This is a genomic window from Pseudomonas sp. YQ_5, from assembly GCF_043103305.1.
Classification (GTDB): domain Bacteria; phylum Pseudomonadota; class Gammaproteobacteria; order Pseudomonadales; family Pseudomonadaceae; genus Aquipseudomonas; species Aquipseudomonas putida_Y.
In genome coordinates, this window is sequence record NZ_JBICJS010000049.1 from 1 (window position 1) to 15,066 (window position 15,066).

14 protein-coding genes are annotated in these 15,066 nt (G+C 60.9%); 2 read left to right on the forward strand and 12 right to left on the reverse strand.

The features are described from left to right. Positions 1-163: 163 nt before the first annotated feature. From msrQ to mrcB, 9 genes are all read right to left on the reverse strand, one after another. The gene (gene msrQ / locus ACF8EA_RS11105) at positions 164-775 is read right to left on the reverse strand and encodes a protein-methionine-sulfoxide reductase heme-binding subunit MsrQ (protein ID WP_392522032.1); all 612 of its coding nucleotides are present in this window, start codon (positions 773-775) and stop codon (positions 164-166) included. Next, positions 775-1,788 (reverse strand): protein-methionine-sulfoxide reductase catalytic subunit MsrP, encoded by a 1,014-nt coding sequence (gene msrP / locus ACF8EA_RS11110; RefSeq protein ID WP_392522034.1) that lies wholly within the window; start codon positions 1,786-1,788, stop codon positions 775-777. Before msrP ends, msrQ begins: the two co-directional genes overlap by 1 nt. 79 nt (positions 1,789-1,867) lie before the next feature. Next, a complete protein-coding gene (gene pssA, locus ACF8EA_RS11115) occupies positions 1,868-2,719 on the reverse strand; it encodes a CDP-diacylglycerol--serine O-phosphatidyltransferase (RefSeq protein WP_021784770.1) in 852 nt (283 codons plus the stop codon). Between the two features lie 150 nt (positions 2,720-2,869). Next, entirely contained in the window at positions 2,870-3,886 is a 1,017-nt protein-coding gene (ilvC, locus tag ACF8EA_RS11120) for a ketol-acid reductoisomerase (protein ID WP_021784771.1), read from the reverse strand. A 55-nt stretch (positions 3,887-3,941) separates the two neighbouring features. Then, a complete protein-coding gene (gene ilvN, locus ACF8EA_RS11125) occupies positions 3,942-4,433 on the reverse strand; it encodes an acetolactate synthase small subunit (RefSeq protein WP_003250040.1) in 492 nt (163 codons plus the stop codon). Between the two features lies 1 nt (position 4,434). Further along, complete coding sequence (locus tag ACF8EA_RS11130) at positions 4,435-6,159, reverse strand: acetolactate synthase 3 large subunit (protein ID WP_028697593.1); 1,725 nt, start codon at positions 6,157-6,159, stop codon at positions 4,435-4,437. A gap of 408 nt (positions 6,160-6,567) precedes the next feature. After that, the gene (locus ACF8EA_RS11135) at positions 6,568-6,900 is read right to left on the reverse strand and encodes a YqcC family protein (protein WP_021784773.1); all 333 of its coding nucleotides are present in this window, start codon (positions 6,898-6,900) and stop codon (positions 6,568-6,570) included. Beyond that, positions 6,900-7,685, reverse strand: coding sequence for a M48 family metallopeptidase (locus ACF8EA_RS11140; protein WP_021784774.1), 786 nt, complete (start codon positions 7,683-7,685; stop codon positions 6,900-6,902). The genes ACF8EA_RS11135 and ACF8EA_RS11140 overlap by 1 nt, the downstream gene beginning before the upstream one ends. A gap of 15 nt (positions 7,686-7,700) precedes the next feature. Continuing rightward, entirely contained in the window at positions 7,701-10,022 is a 2,322-nt protein-coding gene (mrcB, locus tag ACF8EA_RS11145; RefSeq protein WP_392522036.1) for a penicillin-binding protein 1B, read from the reverse strand. A 115-nt stretch (positions 10,023-10,137) separates the two neighbouring features. On the opposite strand from mrcB, the gene ACF8EA_RS11150 reads away from it, so the two are divergent. Beyond that, complete coding sequence (locus ACF8EA_RS11150; protein ID WP_392522038.1) at positions 10,138-11,700, forward strand: AAA family ATPase; 1,563 nt, start codon at positions 10,138-10,140, stop codon at positions 11,698-11,700. A 158-nt stretch (positions 11,701-11,858) separates the two neighbouring features. Next, entirely contained in the window at positions 11,859-12,161 is a 303-nt protein-coding gene (locus ACF8EA_RS11155) for a TfoX/Sxy family protein (protein ID WP_021784777.1), read from the forward strand. 155 nt (positions 12,162-12,316) lie between these two features. Here the strand turns inward: ACF8EA_RS11155 and ACF8EA_RS11160 are convergent, their stop codons facing one another. From ACF8EA_RS11160 to ACF8EA_RS11170, 3 genes are all read right to left on the reverse strand, one after another. After that, entirely contained in the window at positions 12,317-13,201 is an 885-nt protein-coding gene (locus ACF8EA_RS11160; protein ID WP_392522040.1) for a ChaN family lipoprotein, read from the reverse strand. Between the two features lie 104 nt (positions 13,202-13,305). Then, the gene (locus tag ACF8EA_RS11165) at positions 13,306-14,073 is read right to left on the reverse strand and encodes a heme ABC transporter ATP-binding protein (protein ID WP_392522042.1); all 768 of its coding nucleotides are present in this window, start codon (positions 14,071-14,073) and stop codon (positions 13,306-13,308) included. Beyond that, complete coding sequence (locus tag ACF8EA_RS11170) at positions 14,073-15,056, reverse strand: iron ABC transporter permease (protein WP_172402780.1); 984 nt, start codon at positions 15,054-15,056, stop codon at positions 14,073-14,075. The genes ACF8EA_RS11165 and ACF8EA_RS11170 overlap by 1 nt, the downstream gene beginning before the upstream one ends. Between the last annotated feature and the right edge of the window lie 10 nt (positions 15,057-15,066).

Sequence of the window (15,066 nt, forward strand, 5' to 3'; positions counted from 1 at the left end):
CTATCACAGGCGTGACTGGCCCGAAACAAACGTAGGAGCGAGCGACAGCTCGCGATGCGCCGCGCGGGCGGCGCTCGATCTCACAGACACCAGAGAAACAAAGGCGGCCCCCTCCACAGCCATTGCTATCTCAAGACAGGCCCGTGGCAGCCCCACCCCGCTCTCAAACCGCCCTACCCTGCCTCCTGGCAACCCTGGGAAGAGCCCGCGCAACAGCAGGTATCCGCAACACCATCAACACAGCCCCAATAAACGCATAAATCGCCCATTCCCGAAGGTCGGAACGCACGATCCACAGGAAATGCAGCAAGCCCAACCCAAGCACCGCATACACCAACCTGTGCAGCTTCTTCCACCGCGCCCCCAGCCGCCGTTGGCTGTACCGGTTTGAGGTAACTGCCAACGCCAGCAAACCCAGAAACCCCAGCGCCCCCACAATAATGTAGGGCCGCTTGCTGAGTTCCACCGCCAACTGCCCCCAATCCAGCCCAAGAATGAAAAACAGGTAAGCCAGTATGTGCAGCACTATATAAGCGAACACCCACAACCCCAGCTGCCGACGAACCACGATCCAGCCAGACCAGCCCGTCAACTTCTGCAGAGGGGTCATGCTCAAGGTCACCAGCAAGAAGGTAAGCGCCCCGAGCCCAAGGCGGTCCATCATGATCTTCCCGGGGTCAGGCCCCAGCAGGTTCATCGCTGCTTCATATAGCCACCACATCGGAAACAGGCAGCCTACGACGAAGATGGCCAAACGAAACCAGGGGTAACGCATCAGTAGTTCTTCCGCAGATCGAGCCCGGCATACAGCGACGCCACTTCATCAGCATAGCCATTGAACATCTGGGTCTCCCGCACGTTGGGACTGAACAGTCCGCTGGGCAAGCGACGTTCGCGCGCCTGACTCCAGCGCGGATGGTCGACTGTCGGGTTCACATTGGCATAGAAGCCATATTCATCCGGCGCCAGCCCTTCCCAGGTAGTACCGGGCTGCTCCTCTACCAGGCTGATGCGCACAATCGACTTGATGCTCTTGAAGCCATACTTCCAAGGCACCACCAGACGCAACGGCGCGCCGTTCTGGTTGGGCAGCTCCCGGCCGTACATACCCACCGCGAGAATTGCCAACGGGTGCATCGCCTCATCCAGGCGCAACCCTTCTCTATAAGGCCAGTCGATCAAGGCGAATCCTGAACGCTGCCCGGGCATATGCTGCGGATCGTTCAGCGTTTCGAAACGCACATAACGCGCCCTGGAAGTCGGCTCGACCTGCTTGAGCACCTGAGCCAAAGGGAACCCCAGCCACGGAATGACCATCGACCACGCCTCAACACAGCGCAGCCGATAGATCCGCTCCTCAAGCTGATAGGGTTTTACGAAGTCCTCCAGTGCATAGCGTCCGGGTTTGCCAACCTCACCATCCACCACAACAGACCACGGTTCGGTCTTCAGGCTGTCGGCATTGGCCGCCGGGTCGCCCTTGTCGGGCCCGAACTCGTAGAAGTTGTTGTAGTGAGTGGCATCCTTGAATGGCGTGATCGCCTCGTCCTTCACCGTCACCGCCTGCCAGTGCGTGGCCGCGAGCTTGTCAGTGAACCAGGCTGGTGCGACCCCAGCCTGCACATCGGCATAACGGGACACTTGCGCCGCGCCCACCCCGCCCGGTAATGCGCCTAGCGCCAAGCCAGCCAATGAGCCGCCCAGCAGGGTACGACGGGAAAGGTAAATGCCTTCGGGGGTGATCTCCGACGCCTTGCACTCGGAAGACCTGGGAAGCTTGATAAGCATGAACGGCTCCATAGCACTGAGTAACGGATGTACCAGTAAGACTATGGAGCCGTGAGGTTATTCCAGCGTTAAGTGATTTTCACACTTTGCGACGGCGTGCCTTCAGCAGGAACTGGATCGGCCCCGATGCTGCATAGGCAAGGAAGATCAACAGAAGGATACGCGGAGGGTCGCTGAACACGACGGCAAACACCAGCACCACCGCCAGGATCGCCACGAACGGCACGCGCCCCTTGAGGTCCAGCTCCTTGAAGCTGTTGTACTTGATGTTGCTGACCATCAGCATGCCAGCAGCAGCCACCAACAGCGCCACCAGGAACGACAGCTTGGAGCCCTGAATGCCATAGTCGCTGAACGCCCATACGGTGCCCGCCACCACACCGGCGGCAGCCGGGCTGGCCAGACCGATGAAGTAGCGCTTGTCGGCGGTACCGACCTGGGTATTGAAACGCGCCAGGCGCAACGCGGCACCGGCCACATAGATGAATGCAACCATCCAGCCGACCTTGCCCATGTCACCCAGCGCCCAGCCGAAGGCCAGCAAAGCCGGGGCCACGCCGAAGGCGACCATATCCGATAGCGAGTCATACTCGGCACCGAAGGCACTCTGAGTGTTGGTCATGCGCGCAACGCGGCCGTCCAGACCGTCTAGCACCATGGCCACGAAAATGGCGATAGCGGCAAAAGCGAAGTACTTGCTCGCCTCGCGCGGGTCGCCGGCACTCAGGGCGCTCTGTGCGCTCATCGAGCTGATGATGGAATAGAAGCCGGCAAACAGGTTGGCGGTGGTAAACAGGTTGGGCAGCAGGTAGATGCCGCGGTGGCGCACCTTACGGCCTTCGGCGTCATGCCCTTCTTCAACGTGCTCATCGACAGGTAGCAGGCTTTCGGCGTCGGAGGGCTTGTTCGGCTCTTCGGGACGTTCGCTCATGGAGGGTACCTTGCAACAGGATGGAAAATGTTCGACACGGGCCCGCGAAACAGGTTCTGACAGCGAGCCACTGGTCTGCTTTATACCAGAAGCGGGATGCCAGAACGAAAAAACGCGGCCAAAGCCGCGTTTTTCATCTTTCGATAAGACTTAGTTCTTGGTCTTGTCGACGATTTTGTTAGCCGAGATCCACGGCATCATCGAGCGCAGCTGCTCACCGATGATTTCGATGCCGTGAGCGGCGTTGTTGCGACGCTTGGCGGTCATCGATGGGTAGTTGGTAGCACCTTCGGAGATGAACATCTTCGCGTACTCGCCGTCCTGGATGCGCTTCAGAGCATTGCGCATGGCCTTGCGGGATTCTTCGTTGATGACTTCCGGACCAGTCACGTACTCACCGTATTCGGCGTTGTTGGAGATCGAGTAGTTCATGTTGGCGATGCCGCCTTCGTACATGAGGTCTACGATCAACTTCAGCTCGTGCAGGCACTCGAAGTAGGCCATTTCCGGCGCGTAGCCAGCTTCGACCAGGGTTTCGAAACCGGCTTTGACCAGTTCGACAGTACCGCCACACAGAACAGCCTGCTCACCGAACAGGTCGGTTTCGGTTTCGTCCTTGAAGGTGGTTTCGATGATGCCGGTGCGGCCACCACCCACGCCCGAAGCGTAGGACAGTGCGACGTTCTTGGCGTTGCCGGAAGCGTCCTGGTAGATAGCGATCAGGTCAGGGATGCCGCCGCCTTTGACGAACTCGGAACGAACGGTGTGGCCCGGGGCTTTCGGCGCGATCATGATCACGTCGAGGTCGGCACGCGGAACAACCTGGTTGTAGTGGATCGAGAAACCGTGCGAGAAGGCCAGGGTAGCGCCCTTCTTGATGTTCGGCTCGATTTCGTTCTTGTACAGAGTGCCCTGGAATTCGTCCGGGGTCAGGATCATGACCAGGTCAGCCGCAGCGACAGCGGTAGCAACATCAGCAACTTTCAGGCCGTGAGCTTCAGCCTTGGCAACGGTAGCCGAACCTTTACGCAGACCGACGGTAACGTCTACACCGGAATCTTTCAGGTTGCACGCCTGAGCGTGGCCCTGGGAGCCGTAACCGATGATGGCGACTTTCTTACCCTGGATGATGGAAAGGTCGCAGTCTTTATCGTAGAAAACTTTCATGAAAATACCCCTGGTTATATCTCGGCCCCTGCGGAGCCATCGCTAATTTTTAAATTTAGATGCTGAGCACTTTGTCGCCACGGGCAATGCCGGTAACGCCGCTGCGCACGGTTTCCAGAATCGATGCAGTGCCAATCGCCTGGATGAAGCTGTCCAGTTTGTCGCTGGTACCGCTCAGCTGCACGGTGTACACGCTGGCGGTCACGTCGACGATCTGGCCGCGGAAGATATCCGTGGTGCGCTTGATCTCGGCGCGCTGGGCACCGGTGGCCTTGACCTTGACCAGCATCAGTTCACGCTCGATGTGAGCGCTTTCCGACAGGTCGACAAGCTTGACCACTTCGACCAGCTTGTTCAGGTTCTTGGTGATCTGTTCGATCACTTCGTCATGGCCAACGGTGGTCAGCGTCAGACGCGACAGGGTCGGGTCTTCGGTCGGCGCTACAGTCAGGCTTTCAATGTTGTAGTTGCGCTGGGAGAACAGGCCGACCACACGGGACAACGCACCTGGTTCGTTTTCCAGCAGCAGGGAAATGATGTGCCGCATATCAGGTACGCTCCGTCTTGCTCAGCCACATGTCACGCATCGAGCCATCCTTGATCTGCATCGGATAGACGTGCTCACTGCGGTCAACCGCGATGTCGATGAACACCAGACGGTCCTTCATCGCAAACGCTTCTTCCAGCTTCGGCTTGAGGTCTTTCAGGCTGGTAATGCGGATACCCACATGGCCATAGGCCTCGGCCAGCTTGATGAAGTCAGGCAGCGACTCGACGTATGAGTGCGAATGGCGACCGTTGTAGGCCATGTCCTGCCATTGGCGGACCATGCCCAACACACCGTTGTTCAGGTTGACGATCTTCACCGGCAGGCCGTATTGCATGCAGGTGGACAGCTCCTGGATGTTCATCTGGATACTGCCTTCGCCGGTCACACAGGCCACGTCCTGATCCGGGAAGTTGAGCTTGATGCCCATCGCCGCCGGGAAGCCGAAGCCCATGGTGCCCAGGCCACCGGAGTTGATCCAGCGGTTTGGCTTGTTGAAGCGGTAGTACTGCGCGGCAAACATCTGGTGCTGGCCCACGTCGGAAGTGACGAAGGCATCGCCATTGGTCACTTCGCACAGTGTCTCGATGACTTTTTGCGGTTTGATGACGTTGCCATCGCCCTTGTCGTAAGGGAACAACTCGCCATTGCCACGCCATTCGTCAATCTGCTTCCACCAGGCATCCAGCGCCGCCTTGTCAGGCTGCTCGCCGATTTCCTTGAGGATGCCGAGCATTTCGCTGAGCACGCTGTCGACCGGGCCGACGATCGGCACGTCGGCCTTGATCATCTTCGAGATCGACGCCGGGTCGATGTCGATGTGGATGATCTTGGCATTCGGGCAGAACTTGGCCGGGCCGTTTACAACGCGGTCGTCGAAACGCGCACCGACGGCAAAGATGACGTCGGCATTGTGCATGGCCATGTTGGCGGTGTAGCTGCCATGCATGCCAAGCATGCCGAGGAACTGGCGGTCGGTACCCGGGAAGCCACCCAGCCCCATCAGGGTATTGGTGACCGGCAGGTTCAGCGACTTGGCGATTTCAGTCAGGGCTTCGGAGCCACCGCCGAGGATCACACCGCCACCGGAGTAGACAACCGGGCGCTTGGCAGCCAGAAGCATCTCGGCAGCCTTGCGGATCTGCCCGGAGTGACCGCGGACCGCCGGGCTGTAGGAGCGCAGCTTGACCTTTTTCGGGTAGACGTATTCAAACTTTTCAGCCGGGTTGGTCATATCTTTTGGAATGTCGACCACGACTGGACCTGGGCGACCGGATTGCGCCAGGTAAAAAGCTTTTTTCAGAATTTCAGGGATCTCGGTCGGGTTCTTGATCATGAAGCTGTGCTTCACGATCGGCCGCGAGATACCGATCATGTCGGTTTCCTGGAAGGCATCGGTGCCCACCATGGTGCTAGGCACCTGGCCGGACAGGATGACCATCGGAATCGAGTCCATGTAAGCGGTGGCAATGCCGGTAATGGCATTGGTCGCGCCAGGACCGGAGGTAACCAGTACCACACCGGCCTTGCCGGTGGCACGAGCGTAGCCGTCCGCCATATGGGTTGCCGCCTGCTCATGACGAACCAGGATGTGTTCCACTTCCGGTTCTTTGAACAGTGCGTCGTAAACATGCAGGAGAGCACCACCAGGGTACCCGTAGATGTGCTTAACGCCTTCGTCACGCAAGAAGCGGACGACCATCTCAGCGCCAGATAAAAGCTCCACGTTGTTCACCTCTAAAACGCCAGAATACCGCCCTCACTGGACGGGTCTTAATAGGTTTACTGCCAAGCAGAGCATGAGCGAACGTCAGCACTGACTGAGCAAGTATTGGGAGATCCCCAGAGTGTTGCGGGGGTTTCCCACCCAGCGCGAGGTAACGCGTTGCGGGGTGTAACAGGTCGGTGCGGGTGTGCACCTCATGATCTGCTTAGCGGGTCTGCTTCTGGCAGTCCCTCTACAGCGGAAGTTGGATTCTTGTGATTCGGCGCCAACAAGTCAAGAAAAATTATTGCCAATTTTTCCCCAAGATGAATTCCTGCCACCACTAAAAATCGCTTCAGCAGCAGAATTAAGAAGATTTCCAATAAAAAGGGCCACAATCTGCGGCCCTAGAAGGAAAAACTGAAGAAATCAGGCGGAAGGAGCGATCAATTGATCAAAAGCTGCCAACAGGCGCCGTAGCTCACGACTTTGCTCCGGCCGGTCGGTAAACACGGTTTCGGCCATGACAAGGATGCTCGATGCATTGGGCAACGGGTGGCCCAGTTCGATGATGATTTTCATGCGGGGCAGGAAGATCCATTGCAGCCACTGCTCAAAATTGAGGGTATCCACGGCGAACGGCACCGTACTGGCCAGCGCCTCGTCGCTTGGCGGCTCGTCATCCCACCAGCCTTGCACCTGCAGTTCACGCTCGATCAATAGCAGGTGGTCGGCAATATCCAGAATGCGCTGCTCGATCATCACGAATTGACCCGCGCCTTTTGCCGGGCCAGCGCAGCGCCAGCGCTGTCACCCTGCTTTTCACGCGCCTGGGCGATCGTGTTCCATAGCTCTGCCTGCAGGCTTGGGCGGCCGTTGGCGTAGGTCAGAGCGCGACGCGCCAACTGCTCGGCCTGCGCTGCATCACCTTGCGAGAGGCGCACCTGGGCCAGGCGATACAGCACCTGCGGCTCACGCGGAGCAATACGCTGGGCACGCTCCAGGCTCGAGGCGGCACCGTTGAAGTCGCCACTGCCCTGCTGCGTCTGCGCAGTGGTCAGCAACGCCAGCACCGGGCCGTCCAGTTGCTCGTCGGCCGACAGACCACCGGCGGCAGCGCTGCGCGGAATACCGGTGGGCGCACTGGCGCTTTGCGGGGTGTTATTCATCGCGGCAATGTCGAAGGGTTCATCGGCAATCGGGTTGGGATTGGTGGTCATCGGTGCCGAACTGACAGGGCCTGGAGTGATGGGCCCTGGAGTGATCGGCGCTGCGCCATTGTTCGCCGGGAACGTCTGGATGCCCGAAGCACCTGCGCCCTGCGGGATCATCACGGTGACGCCGGAATCCTCCGGCAGCGTCTGCGCCTGGGCGGTGCCGGTGTTATAGCCACCCGCCGAGCGGTTGGCCGTCACGCGCTCGCTGTTGGACACGCGGGTGCTCGAATCGACCACCGGAATATTGCCACGCGGGACGCTGGAGCACCCCTGGAGCACAGCCAACGCCGTCACGGCAGGAAACAGCCACTTGTTCACGTCACACCTCATCAATGCAGCCTGTGCTTAATTCATCCAGCCCTTGACCCAGTCCATTACCGATTCGACTGGATCCTGCTCGCCGCCACAGGTTGCGCCGGCCGGCGGCTCACTCCCGCGAATATACGGCATCTGCACCGCTCCCGGACAGCTGGCATCAGACCCATGGCCAGTGTACGGGTCGATCCAGGCCTGCACCACGTTGTCCGGTTGCGGCATATCCAGCGGCAGCGGGTCGGCCTTCTTCATGAAGCTGGTCCACACCTGCAAGGCTCCGGTGGCGCCGGTAAACGGTGTCTTGCCGTTATCGTCACGGCCCATCCACACCACGGCCAGCAGATCCTGACTGAAGCCGGAGAACCAGCTGTCACGCGAGTCGTTACTGGTACCGGTCTTGCCCGCCAAGGTCAGCGAGCGTGGCAAGGTGTTGTACACCGAGCGCCCGGTACCTTCGCGCATTACGCGCTGCATGGCGTTCTGCACCAGGTAGATGGCACCCGGGTCGAAGGTTTGCTGGATCTGGAACGGGTAGCGCTTGAGCGGCTCGCCCTCGGCGGTGAGCACGCTGCGGATACCGCGCATCGGCGTGTTGAAGCCGCCGTTGGCGATGGTCTGATACATGGTTGCCACCTGCATCGGCGACATGCCACCAGCGCCCAGCAACATGGCCGGGAACGCTGGCCAGTCGACATTCACCCCCAACCGACCAATGGTCTTGATCACGTTCGGCACGCCCACTTCCAGGCCGAGCTTGGCGGTCGACAGGTTGTACGAGTTGGCCAGCCCCTGGTACAGGTAGATAGTGCCGTGCGGGCGACGATCATAGTTTTGCGGGCGCCAGACTTGGCCGTCAGCCCCCTTGACCGAAAATGGCTCGTCCTGCACCCAACTGGTCAGGGTGTATTTGCTCGGCTGCTCCAGCGCAGTCAGGTATACCGACGGCTTGACCAGCGAGCCGATCGGCCGCACGGCATCGATGGCCCGGTTGAAGCCGGCGAAGCCTGCCTGACGGCTACCGATCAGCGCCTGTACTTCACCGGTCTCAGGGTTGGTCACGACCATTGCCGCTTCCACCTCGTCAGCCCCCTTGCGGCCCGACAGGCGCTTGAAGGTCTCTCTCATCGAGGTTTCGGCCTTCATCTGCAGGATCGGGTCGAAGCTGGTAAAGATGCGCAGGCCTTCTTCGGTCAAGTCTTCGTCGCGGTAGTCCTGACGTAGCTGTCGCTTGACCAGGTCGAGGAAGGCCGGGAACGAGCTGTCGGCCAGGCTGCCACGCTTGGTTACGCCCAGCGGCATTTTCTTCGCCGCATCGACTTCTGCCTGGCTGGCCACGCCCTGCTCGGCCACCAGGTCGAGCACCAGGTTGCGGCGCGCCAGGGCGCGCTCGGGGTGACGCCGCGGGTTGTAATAGGACGGCCCTTTGACCATGCCCACCAGCAGGGCGATCTGATGCAGTTTCAGCTCGGACAACGGCTGGCTGAAGAAGAACTGGCTAGCCAGGCCAAAGCCGTGCACGGCGCGTTGACCGTCCTGGCCGACGAACACCTCGTTGAGGTAGGCCTCAAGGATTTCGCGCTTGTCGTAGTGCAGTTCGAGCAGTATCGCCATCATCGCCTCGGTCAGCTTACGGCTGAGGCTGCGCTCGCTGCTGAGGTAGAAGTTTTTCACCAACTGCTGGGTCAAGGTACTGCCACCCTGGCGCATAGAGCCGGACGAAGTATTGACCCACATGGCCCGGGCGATGGACTTGGGCGACACGCCGTAGTGGCTGTAGAAGTCGCGGTCTTCCGTGGCCACCAGGGTTTCAAGCAGATACTTGGGGACCTGATCGATCTTGATCAGGATGCGGTCCTCGAGATTTTTCGGGTAGATGCCGCCGATCATCAGCGGCTCCAGGCGCACCACGTCAAGCGACTTGCCGTTGGCACCGGAAAGGCCCGCAACGTAGTCGCCAGAGAAGCGCACGCGGACGAACTGCGCCGGCTCCATGCCCTCGTAGAACTGGAAGCCACGGGTATTGAGGTCGACGGTATTGCCGTTGACGGACGCAGCGCCGGGGCCGTTGGCCGCGCTTTCGCGACGGTAGCCAAGCGCATCGAGCTCGGTGAGGAAGTCGTTCTTGCTCAACTTCTGGCCGGTGAACAGCTCCAGCGGCCGGGCATACACTTTGGCCGGGATGGTCCAGCGCTTGCCGGAGAACTTTTCCTGGACGACGGCATCGAGGTAAACCGCGAAGCCGGCGACTATCACCAGGCCTACCAGGCTGAGCTTCAAAGCCCAGCCCAGCCAGGCGCGGGAGCGGCCGGTCGGGCGTTTCTGAGGGGTACGGGAATTTCGGGTTCGGGTCATGGCGGCGGATTATACGCACTTTATAAAGGCTGGGCAGACGGCCCGGCGGTAGGCAGGGACGGCACCATTGACCATAATGGCGCATTCGAATTCCCTTGCCCCGGAAGGATTTGCCGTGAGCCAAGCTCTTATTACTGCGTTGCAGAACCCTGCCCTGTACCCTCACCCCGTGGATGGGTTTCAGCTCATCGAGACGCATATCTCCTGGGTCCTGCTCACTGGCGAGTACGCCTACAAGGTCAAGAAACCGATGAATTTCGGTTTCCTGGACTTCACCGGGCTGGACCAGCGCCAGCATTTCTGTAACGAAGAGTTGCGCCTGAACCAACGCCTGACCGAAGGCCTGTACCTGGACGTGTTGCCGATCACCGGTAGCGTCGACGCACCGCAGATCGGTGGCGAAGGCGAAGCCATCGAGTACGTGCTGAAAATGCGCCAGTTCCCCCAGGGACAGATGCTCAACACACTGCAGGCCAATGGCGAGCTGAACGCCACGCACATCGACCAGATGGCCCGGCAGATTGCCGAGTTTCACCTGCAGGCCCCACGTGTGCCGATGGAGCACCCGCTGGGTACGCCAGACAGCGTGATGGCCCCGGTGGAGCAGAACTTCGAGCAAATCCGCCCATTCCTCAGCGACAAAGCCGATCTGCAGCAACTCGACGCCCTGCAGGCCTGGGCCCGCAGCAGCTTCGAGCGCCTGCACGGCCTGCTGGAAAAGCGCAAGGCCAATGGCTTCATCCGTGAGTGCCACGGTGACATCCACCTGGGCAACGCCACCTTGATCGATGGCAAGGTAGTGATCTTCGATTGCATCGAGTTCAACGAGCCTTTCCGACTGACCGACGTCTACGCCGACACCGCCTTCCTGGCCATGGACCTGGAAGACCGAGGCCTGAAATGCCTGGCCCGGCGCTTCATCAGCCAGTACCTGGAACTGACGGGGGACTATGAAGGCCTGGAACTGCTCAACTTCTACAAGGCCTACCGTGCGCTGGTGCGGGCCAAGGTCGCACTGTTCAGCATGCCGGCCGATGCTGATGGCGTGCAACGTGCCACCACCCTGCGCACCTACCGCAATTACGCCAACCTGGCCGAAAGCTACAGTGCCATCCCGTCGCGGCTGCTGGCCATCACCCATGGCGTTTCGGCGGTGGGCAAAAGTCACGTGGCCATGCGCCTGGTCGAGGCCTTGGGTGCTGTGCGCGTGCGTTCGGACGTGGAGCGCAAGCGCCTGTTCGGCGAACAACAACAGGCCGACGCCGGCCAACTGAGCACGGGCATCTATGACCAGGACGCCAGCGCTGCGACCTACCTGCGCCTGCACGAGATAGCTGCGACCGTGCTGCGCGCCGGCTTCCCGGTGGTGCTGGACGCCACCTACCTCAAGCATGAGCAGCGCCAGGCTGCGGCAGACGTTGCCAGCCAGACCGGAGTGCCGTTCCTCATCCTTGACTGCCACGCGCCGGAGGCGGTCATCGCCAGTTGGCTGGAGCAGCGCCAGGCCGAAAACAGCGACCCGTCGGATGCCACGCTGGAGGTGATCAAGGCCCAGCAGGCAGGCCGTGAGGCGCTGGATGCGCAGGAGCTGGTGCACAGCACACGCGTCGATACCCAAACTGCCGGCAGCATGGACCAGGTGATCGAGCAGATTCGCCAGCGATTGCCTGGCCTGTAAGTTCGCCATCTTCCTGTGCCTGCCGGCAAAAGGGCAGGCACAGGCCGCTCATCATCCGATGGCAAAAAGCCGCGTATTCCCGAACCCCCGCTACACTCCTCTCTGACCCTGCTCGCGATTTATCCCCCATTCCCGTTCAGCCATCGCAAGGAGGCTCGATGAACGATGAATTGCAGCATCTGAAGAACCTTGGCAAGACTTCTGCGCAGTGGCTGCATGCAGCCGGCATCCACAGTGCATCGGATTTGCGCCGCCTGGGCGCGGTGGGTGCGTACCAGGCCGTGAAAACACGAGGGTTCCGTGCATCGAAGGTGCTGTTGTATGCCATTGAAGGCGCCCTGCTGGACATGCACTGGAACGATTTGCCGCTCGAACGCAAGGAAGCACTCAACCAACAATTGGACGCGAAAAAACCTACGCAGAAAAACCAAAATAATCAGGGTAAAGGGATTGACGGCTAAATGAGAATTGTTATGATTATCGCAACTGGTCGCGAGACTGGTTGGATAAGCTAAGAGACCTTGGTTCGGACTCTCAGATTATCTCCTCATCAGGCTAATCACGGTTATTGACCCGGCAATTTGCCGGGTCTTTTTTTGCCTGTGCTTTTCAAGGATCAACGCCGCAACTGCGCACAATAATCCTGCTCCGGCATCGCTGCCGTGTACCACACATAATCAGCCTCGCCAGGCTCGATTCGCTCGCCTACCTCAGCCAGCAGCAATACCTTGCTCTCCCCCGATGCCTCTAGGTCAGCCAGATGCAAGGGTATGCCCAAGTCCTTGCGCACGTGGTAAGCCCCGGCAAACAACAGTGCCGGTTGCGTCGCCGCCTGCAAACGCTCGGCCATGCGCCGGTCGCGCTGCTGCTGAACGGCCAGCATCGCCGGTAACTGGCTTTCCGGCAGCATCCCGCAATGCCCGGCGCGCACCTGTTCCAGCAAGGCAGCCTTTACCGCGGGTGCATTGGACTTTTCGCCCTGCACCGGAGCCGGTTGTCGATAGGCCTGACGCATCTCGGCGGGCGAAAGGTTGGCTGCCAGCAACGTCACCCGATGCTGCAAGGCGTCGGTGACAATCGGCCCGTACAACTGCCAATCCCAGCCCTCCTGCCAGGCCAGCGCCTTGGGCAAGTCTTCCGGCAAAGGCTGCCCAACCAGCTTGTCCACCCGTGACTGCTGTTCGGGCTGCAGCATTTCCAGCAACAGGCTGCCCTGAGTACGCTGGCTTTGAAGAGCGCGCAGCAGCCATAGCTGCAGCGCGTGATGGTCAGGGTTGTCGTGCTTCTCGCCGACAAGCACGCGGGGGGCGACAGCCAGGCGATGCACCAGCTTTTCGGGGCTTATGACCTGCTCATTGGACAGATCGACAATCTTACCCAGCTCGGCGTGGGTGCGACCTTCGCTACTCTGCCAGGCGGGCAACGGCGGCAGGCTGGCCTGACAACCGCCCAGCGCCAGTACCAGGCACAGCGAGAAACCAGACAGCAGCGGGTGTCGCATCGGCAGTTACTCCATGTCATCCACAATTTGAATGGCCTTCCCCGGGGGGGCGGATCTGTCGCGAGACAAGGCCGCTTCAACACAGGCCGTGCATGGCTTGAGAATCAACGGGTGATGATCAGCGGATGCCCGCGCTCGGGGTGCGCTTGCACCAGTACGTCGATACCGTACACCGCCTTCAGTGCCGCTGGGGTCAGTACCGCTTCGGGTGTGGCAAACGCGTGGCAACGCCCCTGCTCCAGCAACAGGATACGATCACAGTAACGCGCCGCCAGGTTCAGGTCATGCAGGATCACCAACACTGCAGCACCGCAGTCGGCGAAGCGACGTACGGCTTCCAGGGTGGTGTGCTGATGCAGCGGGTCGAGCATCGAGGTCGGTTCGTCGAGCAGCAACGTGGCCCCCTCCTCGCCCGGCCATAGCTGCGCCAGCACGCGGGCCAGGTGCACCCGTTGCCGCTCGCCACCGGAAAGCGCCAGGTAACTGCGCTCCACCAGGTGCCAGGCATCTGCCGCCTGCAACGCCGCCTCGACAATTTCCGCATCACGCCGCTGCCCGGTGCCATGAGGCATGCGCCCCATACCCACCACTTCCTCCACCCGAAACGAGAAACCCAGGCTGGACACCTGTGGCAACACTGCCAGGCGCCTTGCCCGTTCCTGCCCAGCCCAATCGGCCAGGGGGTAGCCCTGCAGCGTCACCCGCCCGCGGTCGGGCGCCAGTTCACCACACAGCACACTCAGCAAGCTGCTCTTGCCGGCGCCGTTGGGGCCGAGCACACCCACTACCTGCCCCGGAGGCAACTGCAGGTGAATGTCGTGCAGCACCTCATTGCTACCCCTGCGTAGATACAGGCCCTCTACTTGCAACATCAGCCGCGTCCTCGCATCAGCAGGAACAGGAAGAACGGCGCACCAATGAAGGCCGTGACGATACCAATCGGCAGCTCGGCAGGCGCCAACAGCAGCCGCGCCGCAAGGTCGGCGAACAACATCAGCACACCGCCGGCCAGCAGCGAGGCTGGCAGCACCACACGGTGATCGGGGCCGGCCAGCAGGCGTACCAGGTGCGGCACTACCAGGCCGATGAAGCCGATCAACCCGGCTGCAGCCACTGCCGCCCCAACCCCCAGTGCCGTGCAGAACACCAACTCACGCTTGAGCCGCTCCACGTCAACGCCCAGGTGACGCGCCTCAGACTCACCCAACAACAGGGCATTCAGCGCCTTGGCCCGGCGCGGCAACCACACCGCAACCCCTGTCGCCACCAGCAACAATGGCCACAGTCGCTCATAGCTGGCGCCATTGAGGCTGCCAAGGTTCCAGAATGTCAGCGTGCGCAAGGTGGCATCATCGGCCAGGTAAGAGAACAGCCCCACGGCCGCGCCACCCAGCGCGGTCATGGCCACGCCAGCCAGCAGCATCGTGGCAACGTTGGTCTGGCCATCGCGGCGCCCCAGGCGGTAGACCAGCGCAGTTACCCCAAGCCCGCCGACAAAAGCGCAGAACGACAGCAGATAAGGCGCGAAAGCATCCGGCATGCCGCCAAGCCAGGCGCCGCCAACAATGGCAACCGCAGCCCCCACTGCGGCACCGGCGGCAACACCTACCAGCCCGGGGTCGGCCAGCGGGTTGCGGAACAGCCCCTGCATGGCCACCCCGGACAGAGCCAGCACCGCGCCCACCGCCAAGCCCAACAGAGTGCGCGGCAGGCGGATCTGGCCAAGGATCATCTCGGCCTGCTGCAGGCCATCTTCGGAAACAGGCAGCCCCAGCAGACGCAGGCCAGCGCGCAGCGTATCGAACATCGGCAGGCTGACTGGCCCCAACGCCAGTGACAGCCAGATCGCCAACAGGCACAACAGG

What these genes read in the sequence shown, in the direction of transcription:
- msrQ (WP_392522032.1), bottom strand. Translation starts at nt 775, where the DNA reads ATGCGTTACCCCTGGTTTCGTTTGGCCATCTTCGTCGTAGGCTGCCTG.
- msrP (WP_392522034.1), bottom strand. Translation starts at nt 1,788, where the DNA reads ATGCTTATCAAGCTTCCCAGGTCTTCCGAGTGCAAGGCGTCGGAGATC.
- pssA (WP_021784770.1), bottom strand. Translation starts at nt 2,719, where the DNA reads ATGAGCGAACGTCCCGAAGAGCCGAACAAGCCCTCCGACGCCGAAAGC.
- ilvC (WP_021784771.1), bottom strand. Translation starts at nt 3,886, where the DNA reads ATGAAAGTTTTCTACGATAAAGACTGCGACCTTTCCATCATCCAGGGT.
- ilvN (WP_003250040.1), bottom strand. Translation starts at nt 4,433, where the DNA reads ATGCGGCACATCATTTCCCTGCTGCTGGAAAACGAACCAGGTGCGTTG.
- ACF8EA_RS11135 (WP_021784773.1), bottom strand. Translation starts at nt 6,900, where the DNA reads ATGATCGAGCAGCGCATTCTGGATATTGCCGACCACCTGCTATTGATC.
- ACF8EA_RS11140 (WP_021784774.1), bottom strand. Translation starts at nt 7,685, where the DNA reads ATGAGGTGTGACGTGAACAAGTGGCTGTTTCCTGCCGTGACGGCGTTG.
- mrcB (WP_392522036.1), bottom strand. Translation starts at nt 10,022, where the DNA reads ATGACCCGAACCCGAAATTCCCGTACCCCTCAGAAACGCCCGACCGGC.
- ACF8EA_RS11155 (WP_021784777.1), top strand. Translation starts at nt 11,859, where the DNA reads ATGAACGATGAATTGCAGCATCTGAAGAACCTTGGCAAGACTTCTGCG.
- ACF8EA_RS11160 (WP_392522040.1), bottom strand. Translation starts at nt 13,201, where the DNA reads ATGCGACACCCGCTGCTGTCTGGTTTCTCGCTGTGCCTGGTACTGGCG.
- ACF8EA_RS11165 (WP_392522042.1), bottom strand. Translation starts at nt 14,073, where the DNA reads ATGTTGCAAGTAGAGGGCCTGTATCTACGCAGGGGTAGCAATGAGGTG.